This window comes from Pseudomonas sp. KK4 (assembly GCF_001984065.1).
GTDB lineage: Bacteria > Pseudomonadota > Gammaproteobacteria > Pseudomonadales > Pseudomonadaceae > Aquipseudomonas.
This window is the reverse complement of sequence record NZ_LYVP01000190.1, coordinates 1-6,614: the sequence shown is the minus strand read 5'-3', so window position 1 is coordinate 6,614 and position 6,614 is coordinate 1. Positions and strand designations below refer to the sequence as shown.

The window sequence follows — 6,614 nt, the reverse complement described above, 5'->3', positions numbered from 1 at the left end:
CAGATTTTACGACTGCTGCGCAGCCGAACGGGAGCAAGCTCCCTCGCCACAGGAACGACGTTCAGCGTGCTTTCGGGGTGGCTACCTTGTCGCGCAGATACACCGGCTGCGCCTCATCGGCCACGATCGCTTCACCCCGAGCCCAGGCGAATCGTGCCAGGGTCAGCAGGTCTTCGGCGTGAGGCAGCATGCCGGCGTCCTGACCGCTGAGGCTGACGGCGATGCGTTCGCCATAACCCCAACCGGTGCCCGCGCCGAACCACTCGCCGCTGGCGTCGGCCGGCAAAGCGGCCACTTGCGGTGGCAGCACCGCTTCCTGGCCGACCAGGCGCATCTCACCCGCCGTTTCGCGGTAGCAGCCCCAGTACACTTCATCCATACGTGCATCGATGGCCGCCGCAACCTGGCTCACGCCGTGTTCGCGATAGGCGCGTTGAGCCAGGACGGCCAGGTTGGATACCGGCAACACCGGGCGATCCAGGGCAAACGCCAGCCCCTGCACCACGCCGATGGCAATCCGCACGCCGGTAAACGCACCCGGACCGCGACCGAAAGCGATGGCATCGACCGCTTGCAGCGTCGTGCCCGCATCAGCCAGCAACTGCTGAATCATCGGCAGCAGCTTCTGTGCATGCAGGCGCGGGATCACCTCGTAATGGCTCGTAACTTTGCCGTCATGCAGCAAGGCAACGGAGCAAGCTTCAGTCGCGGTGTCCAGGGCCAGCAAGGTGCTCATCGATGTTTCCGTCAGAGAAAGTAAAAAAGTGCGTCAGTATAAACAACTACGGCCCGCAAGCGGGCCGTAGACGATGAAGCCGATCAGTCTTTTCAGTTCAGCGCTTCAAGCACCTTGCCAGTGATCGCTTCCACCGAGCCAACACCTTCGATGTGGCTGTACTTCGGTTTGCCCTGAGCGGCGGACAGCTCCTGGTAGAACTTCACCAGTGGCTCGGTCTGGGCGTGGTAGACCGACAGACGATGACGCACGGTCTCTTCGGTGTCGTCCTTGCGCTGCACCAACTCTTCACCGGTGATGTCGTCCTTGCCCGCGATTTTCGGCGGGTTGTAGACGATGTGGTACACACGGCCCGAGGCCTCGTGCACACGGCGGCCGGCGATACGCTGGACGATTTCCTCGTCCTTGACGGCGATTTCGACCACATGGTCCAGCTCGACGCCCGCTTCCACCAGGGCTTCAGCCTGAGGAATGGTGCGCGGGAAACCGTCGAAGAGGAAACCCTTGGCACAGTCGGCCTGGGCGATGCGGTCCTTGACCAGGGCGATGATCAGGTCATCGGAAACCAGGCCACCGGCATCCATGATGCTCTTGGCCTTGACGCCCAGCTCGGTGCCGGCCTTGACCGCGGCACGCAGCATGTCGCCGGTGGAGATTTGTGGAATGCCGAATTTTTCGGTGATGAACTTAGCCTGAGTACCTTTACCGGCCCCGGGAGCTCCCAGCAGAATGACGCGCATCGATGTGCTCCTCAATTTTTTATATGGATAACGTCAGATTCGCCTCGTGGGGCCAATCTCAAAAAAAGGGTCGTGACCGCCCAAACGGCCAAAGGCTGATCAAGATACACAGCGGGGTGCGCCCACACAAGACGCCAAAAGTCGGAGAAACCGCTGGCTCCTGCGACCCTTCGGCGCGGTTCCCCTCGTCGCAACCCCATCACTAACTGTCGCCTGGCCGCACATTTTCCCTGATCAGAGCACGGCATCCAAAGCCTGCCCCGGATGCCTGACCCCACGGCAAAAACCTTAGCCGGTATTGCGCAAACCGGCGGCAATTCCCGCTACAGACACCAGCAACGCTTGCTCCACCGGGCTGTCCTGGGCCACTTCCTGTTGCCGCGAACGGGCCAGCAACTCGGCCTGCAATAGATGCAGCGGGTCCAGGTAGGTGTTGCGCAAGCGGATGAATTCCAGGGTGTCTGGGCTATGTGCCAGTAGCTGCGACTGGCCGGTCATCCCGAGGACGATGGAGCATGCCTGCGACAATAGGTCGCGTAAGTGCGCGCCCAACGGCAGCAGTGGCGGCTCCACCAGACGCTCGTCGTAGGAGCGGGCGATATCGGCGTCGGCCTTGGCCAGCACCATCTCCAGCATATCGATGCGGGTGCGGAAGAACGGCCATTGCTCGCGCATCTGCCCCAGCAGGTCGCCTTCACCGCGCTCCAGCGCCTTGCTCAGGGCCGCTTCCCAGCCAAGCCAGGCCGGCAACATCAAGCGGGTCTGGGTCCAGCCGAAAATCCACGGAATCGCCCGCAGACTCTCGATGCCACCCGCGCGGCGCTTGGCCGGACGGCTGCCCAGCGGCAGGCGTCCGAGCTCCTGTTCCGGGGTCGACTGACGGAAATACTCAACGAATTGCGGATTTTCCCGCACCACGGCACGGTAGGCGCTCACCCCGTCGGCAGCCAGTTCGTCCATCAGGTGGCGCCACTGGGGGGTTGGTGGTGGCGGAGGTAGCAAGGTCGCCTCCAGCACCGCTGCCAGGTACAGGTTGAGGTTCTGCTCAGCGATATCGGGCAAGCCGAACTTGAAGCGAATCATCTCGCCCTGCTCGGTGGTGCGGAAACGCCCGGCCACCGATCCCGGTGGCTGCGACAGGATCGCCGCGTGCGCCGGGCCGCCGCCTCGACCCACGGTGCCGCCACGGCCGTGGAACAACAGCAGTTCCACCTGTTGCTCGCGGCAGATATCCACCAGCCTTTCCTGCGCCCGATACTGCGCCCAGGCCGCCGCCGTGGTGCCGGCGTCCTTGGCCGAGTCGGAGTAACCGATCATCACTTCCTGCGGCCCGTGCAGACGTGCGCGGTAACCCGGCAGCAGCAACAGTTTTTCGATCACCGGGCCTGCGTTGTCGAGGTCGGCGAGGGTTTCGAACAGCGGCACCACACGCATCGGTCGCAACACGCCCGATTCCTTGAGCAGCAGTTGCACCGCCAGCACGTCCGAAGCGGCACCGGCCATTGAGATCACATAGGAGCCCAGGGACGCCGCGGGCGCGGCGGCGATTTCCCGGCAAGTCGCCAGCACTTCGGCCGTGTCGGCGGAGGGTTTGTAGTGGGCGGGCAACAACGGACGACGGTTGTTCAGTTCGCGAGTGAGGAAGGTGATGCGTTCTTCTTCGCTCCAGTCTTCATAGCGACCCAGGCCCAGGTAATCGGTGATTTCGGTCATGGCCGCACTGTGTCGCGACGAGTCCTGACGCACGTCCAGGCGCACCAGGAACAAGCCGAACGTGACCGCCCGGCGCAGGCAGTCGAGCAACGGGCCGTCGGCGATCACGCCCATGCCGCACTCGTGCAGCGAGTGGTAGCACAGCTCCAGCGGATCGAGCAGATCGCGGTTGTTTTGCAGCACGTCAGCGGGTGCAGGCGTGGGCGCGGTCAATGCACTGTGGGCCCAATTGCGCGTGGCCCGCAGCCGTTCGCGCAGTTGCTTGAGCACGGCGCGATAGGGTTCGGCACTGTCGCCGGCCTTTTCCTTCAGCGCTTCACTGGCCTGCTGCATCGACAAATCCGCAGCGAGTTGGTCGATGTCGCGCAAGTACAGATCGGCCGCCATCCACCGTGCCAGCAACAGCACCTCACGGGTGACGGTGGCGACCACGTTGGGGTTGCCGTCACGGTCGCCGCCCATCCACGAAGCAAAGCGAATCGGTGCGGCTTCCAGTGGCAGGCGCAGCCCCGTGGCCGCGTGCAGGGCCAGGTCGGCCTTGCGCAGGTAATTGGGGACGGCATGCCACAGCGAGTGCTCGATCACTGCGAAGCCCCACTTGGCTTCGTCGACCGGGGTCGGGCGGGTGCGGCGGATTTCTTCGGTGTGCCAGGCTTCGGCGATCAGGCGTTGCAGCGTCGACTTGATCTGCTCACGCTCGGCGGTGGTCAGGTCGCGATGGTCCAGGGCTGCCAATTGCTCGGCGATGGCGTCGTATTTCTGGATCAACGTGCGACGCGCGACTTCGGTCGGGTGAGCGGTGAGCACCAATTCGATTTCCAGGCGGCCCAGCTGCCGGGCCAGGGCCTCGGCGCCGTGCCCTTCTTCGCGCAGGCGAGCGAGCAATTGCGGCAGTACCCGCGACTCGAACGGCGCTGGCTGCGACTCTTCACGGCGGTGAATCAACTGGTACTGCTCGGCGATGTTGGCCAGGTTGAGAAACTGGTTGAACGCTCGCGCCACCGGCAGCAGTTCGTCTTCAGTCAACTGGTTGAGGCTGGCGCTCAGCTCGGCGTCCATGGAGCCACGGCGGTCAGCCTTGGCGCCCTTGCGGATCTGCTCGATCTTGTCGAGGAAGCCCTCGCCGTACTGTTCACGAATGGTGTTGCCCAACAGCTCACCCAACAGGTGAACGTCCTCGCGCAAGCGTGCATCGATATCGGTCATCAGCAGTACTCCAGCAAAAATCCGGGGGCCCGGGAGAGGCATGCACTTGAGACAAAGAGTGCCGCTACAGACCGCTACTTACAACCCAGACGACGAAGGGACTTTAAACCTCTTGGGCAACAGCTAGTCTGAACAATGAGCCGTACAACGGCTTTCGCCGGCCAATGCCGGACACTCACCCTGCCTGCCACGAGCAGGCGCGTCATGAGGTCATTATGAAAATCCGCGAACTTGCCCATCATTGGGAAGAAAACGCCAAGGGTCGCCTGACCGACACCGGCTACTCGATTCACCTGGACGTGGAAGCCGCGGCCCGGCTGGCGGCCATCGTCGACATGTACCCCAAGCGGCAACCCGAAGAGCTGCTGGGCGAACTGATCGGCGCCGCCCTGGAAGAGCTGGAAAAGAGCTTTCCCTACGTGAAGGGTTCGACGGTGGTGGCCACCGATGAAGAAGGTGATCCGCTGTACGAAGACATCGGCCCGACGCCGCGTTTCCTGGCGTTGTCGCGGCGGCATTTGCACGATTTGTCGGCCGTGGATGACAAGCAGAAACACTGATCCGCCCCCGCCCAGCTGTAGGAGCGAGCATGCTCGCGATGCCATCCGAGACACCGCGTTTACTCAGGTAACCCGCGTTATCGTTGACGACCATCGCGAGCGAATTCGCTCCTGCGATCGAAACAGCAAAACCCCGCTGCAGAATAATTTCTCTGAACTTTTAAAAAACGCCCCGGGTCAATCCCAGTAAGCCCCCTGGGACGGCCGTTTCAAAACGACCCGAAAATGAAGGTTACGGCTCCTTGCCCAGGATGGATCTTTTAGTTGTTCAGGAGTTAGCGCAATGGAGTTGAAGACCATGAAAACCCGTACTGGCAAATCCTCGTTCACCTCGATGCACGGCCTGAAAATGGCGGCCCTGGCCATCGGTAGCAGCCTCGTGCTGGCCGGTTGCGCCGGCAACCCTCCCAGCGAACAGTTCGCCGTGTCGCAATCGGCGGTCAACAGCGCTGTCAGTGCCGGCGGGACCGAGTTTGCCGCCGTGGAAATGAAGGCGGCGCAAGACAAGCTCAAGCAAGCCGAAATTGCCATGCACGACAAAAAATACGATCAGGCCAAAACCCTGGCCGAACAGGCTGAGTGGGACGCCCGCGTCGCCGAGCGCAAAGCTCAGGCGATGAAAGCTGAACAGGCACTCAAGGACTCTCAGAAAGGCGTTCAGGAACTGCGTCAGGAAAGCCAGCGCACCGTTCAGTAACGGCGCGGCTCGACGTATTTCTTAATCGACTAAAAGGACGAAACCATGATGACTTCCAAACAATTGATGCTCCCTGCCCTGCTGGCTGCCAGCGTTGCCCTGGCCGCATGCTCCACGCCGCCGAACGCCAACCTTGAACAGGCCCGCACCAACTATTCCGGCCTGCAGGCCAACCCGCAGGCAAGCAAAGTCGCGGCACTGGAAACCAAGGAAGCCAGCGATTACCTGGACAAGGCCGACAAGGCCTACATGGACAAGCAAGATTCGGCCAAGGTCGATCAGCTGGCTTACCTGACCAACCAGCGTGTGGAAGTGGCCAAGCAGACCATCGCCCTGCGCACGGCCGAAGCCAATCTGAAAAACGCTTCGGCACAACGGGCCCAGGCGCGCCTGGATGCGCGGGACGCACAGATCAAGCAGTTGCAGGACAGCCTCAACGCCAAGCAGACTGACCGCGGCACCCTGGTGACTTTTGGTGACGTGCTGTTCGCGACCGACAAGGCCGAGTTGAAATCCAACGGTCTGGTGAACATCAACAAGCTGGCGCAGTACCTTCAGGAAAATCCGGACCGCAAGGTGATCGTCGAAGGCTATACCGACAGCACGGGGACCGCGTCCCACAATCAGTCGCTGTCGGAACGTCGCGCCAACTCGGTACGCATGGCCCTGGTGAAAATGGGTGTCGACCCGGCGCGCATCGTCGCCCAGGGTTATGGCAAGGAATACCCGGTGGCGGACAACGCCAGCACTTCGGGCCGGGCGCAGAACCGTCGAGTGGAAGTGACGATTTCCAATGACAACCAGCCGGTGATTCCACGTTCGGCTGTCAGCTCCAACATGCAATAACCAGCGACACCGCAACACCCCTGTGGGAGCGGGCTTGCTCGCGAAGGCGTGATGTCAGTCGACGGTAATGTTGCCTGACACACCGCTTTCGCGAGCAAGCCCGCTCCCACATTTGA

At 62.2% G+C, this 6,614-nt stretch carries 6 protein-coding genes; 3 read left to right on the top strand and 3 right to left on the bottom strand.

The window, feature by feature from the left end; genetic code table 11:
- Positions 1-61: 61 nt before the first annotated feature.
- The 3 genes from tsaB to ppc all read right to left on the bottom strand — a co-directional run bounded on the left by tsaB (position 62) and on the right by ppc (position 4,395).
- Entirely contained in the window at positions 62-736 is a 675-nt protein-coding gene (gene tsaB, locus B0W55_RS28300) for a tRNA (adenosine(37)-N6)-threonylcarbamoyltransferase complex dimerization subunit type 1 TsaB (RefSeq protein ID WP_077049203.1), read from the bottom strand.
- A 92-nt stretch (positions 737-828) separates the two neighbouring features.
- Positions 829-1,476, bottom strand: coding sequence for an adenylate kinase (gene adk / locus B0W55_RS28295; protein ID WP_077049202.1), 648 nt, complete (start codon positions 1,474-1,476; stop codon positions 829-831).
- A 288-nt stretch (positions 1,477-1,764) separates the two neighbouring features.
- A complete protein-coding gene (gene ppc / locus B0W55_RS28290; protein WP_077049201.1) occupies positions 1,765-4,395 on the bottom strand; it encodes a phosphoenolpyruvate carboxylase in 2,631 nt (876 codons plus the stop codon).
- 215 nt (positions 4,396-4,610) lie between these two features.
- Here ppc and B0W55_RS28285 point away from each other — a divergent pair, with 215 nt between their 5' ends.
- From B0W55_RS28285 to B0W55_RS28275, 3 genes are all read left to right on the top strand, one after another.
- Positions 4,611-4,955 carry a hypothetical protein gene (locus tag B0W55_RS28285; protein WP_046057182.1) on the top strand — a complete coding sequence of 115 codons (345 nt, stop codon included), beginning with the start codon at positions 4,611-4,613 and terminating at the stop codon, positions 4,953-4,955.
- A gap of 283 nt (positions 4,956-5,238) precedes the next feature.
- The gene (locus B0W55_RS28280; protein WP_077049200.1) at positions 5,239-5,652 is read left to right on the top strand and encodes a DUF4398 domain-containing protein; all 414 of its coding nucleotides are present in this window, start codon (positions 5,239-5,241) and stop codon (positions 5,650-5,652) included.
- A gap of 48 nt (positions 5,653-5,700) precedes the next feature.
- Positions 5,701-6,498: an OmpA family protein gene (locus B0W55_RS28275; RefSeq protein WP_077049204.1), complete on the top strand. Its 798-nt coding sequence runs from the start codon at positions 5,701-5,703 to the stop codon at positions 6,496-6,498.
- Positions 6,499-6,614: the final 116 nt, after the last annotated feature.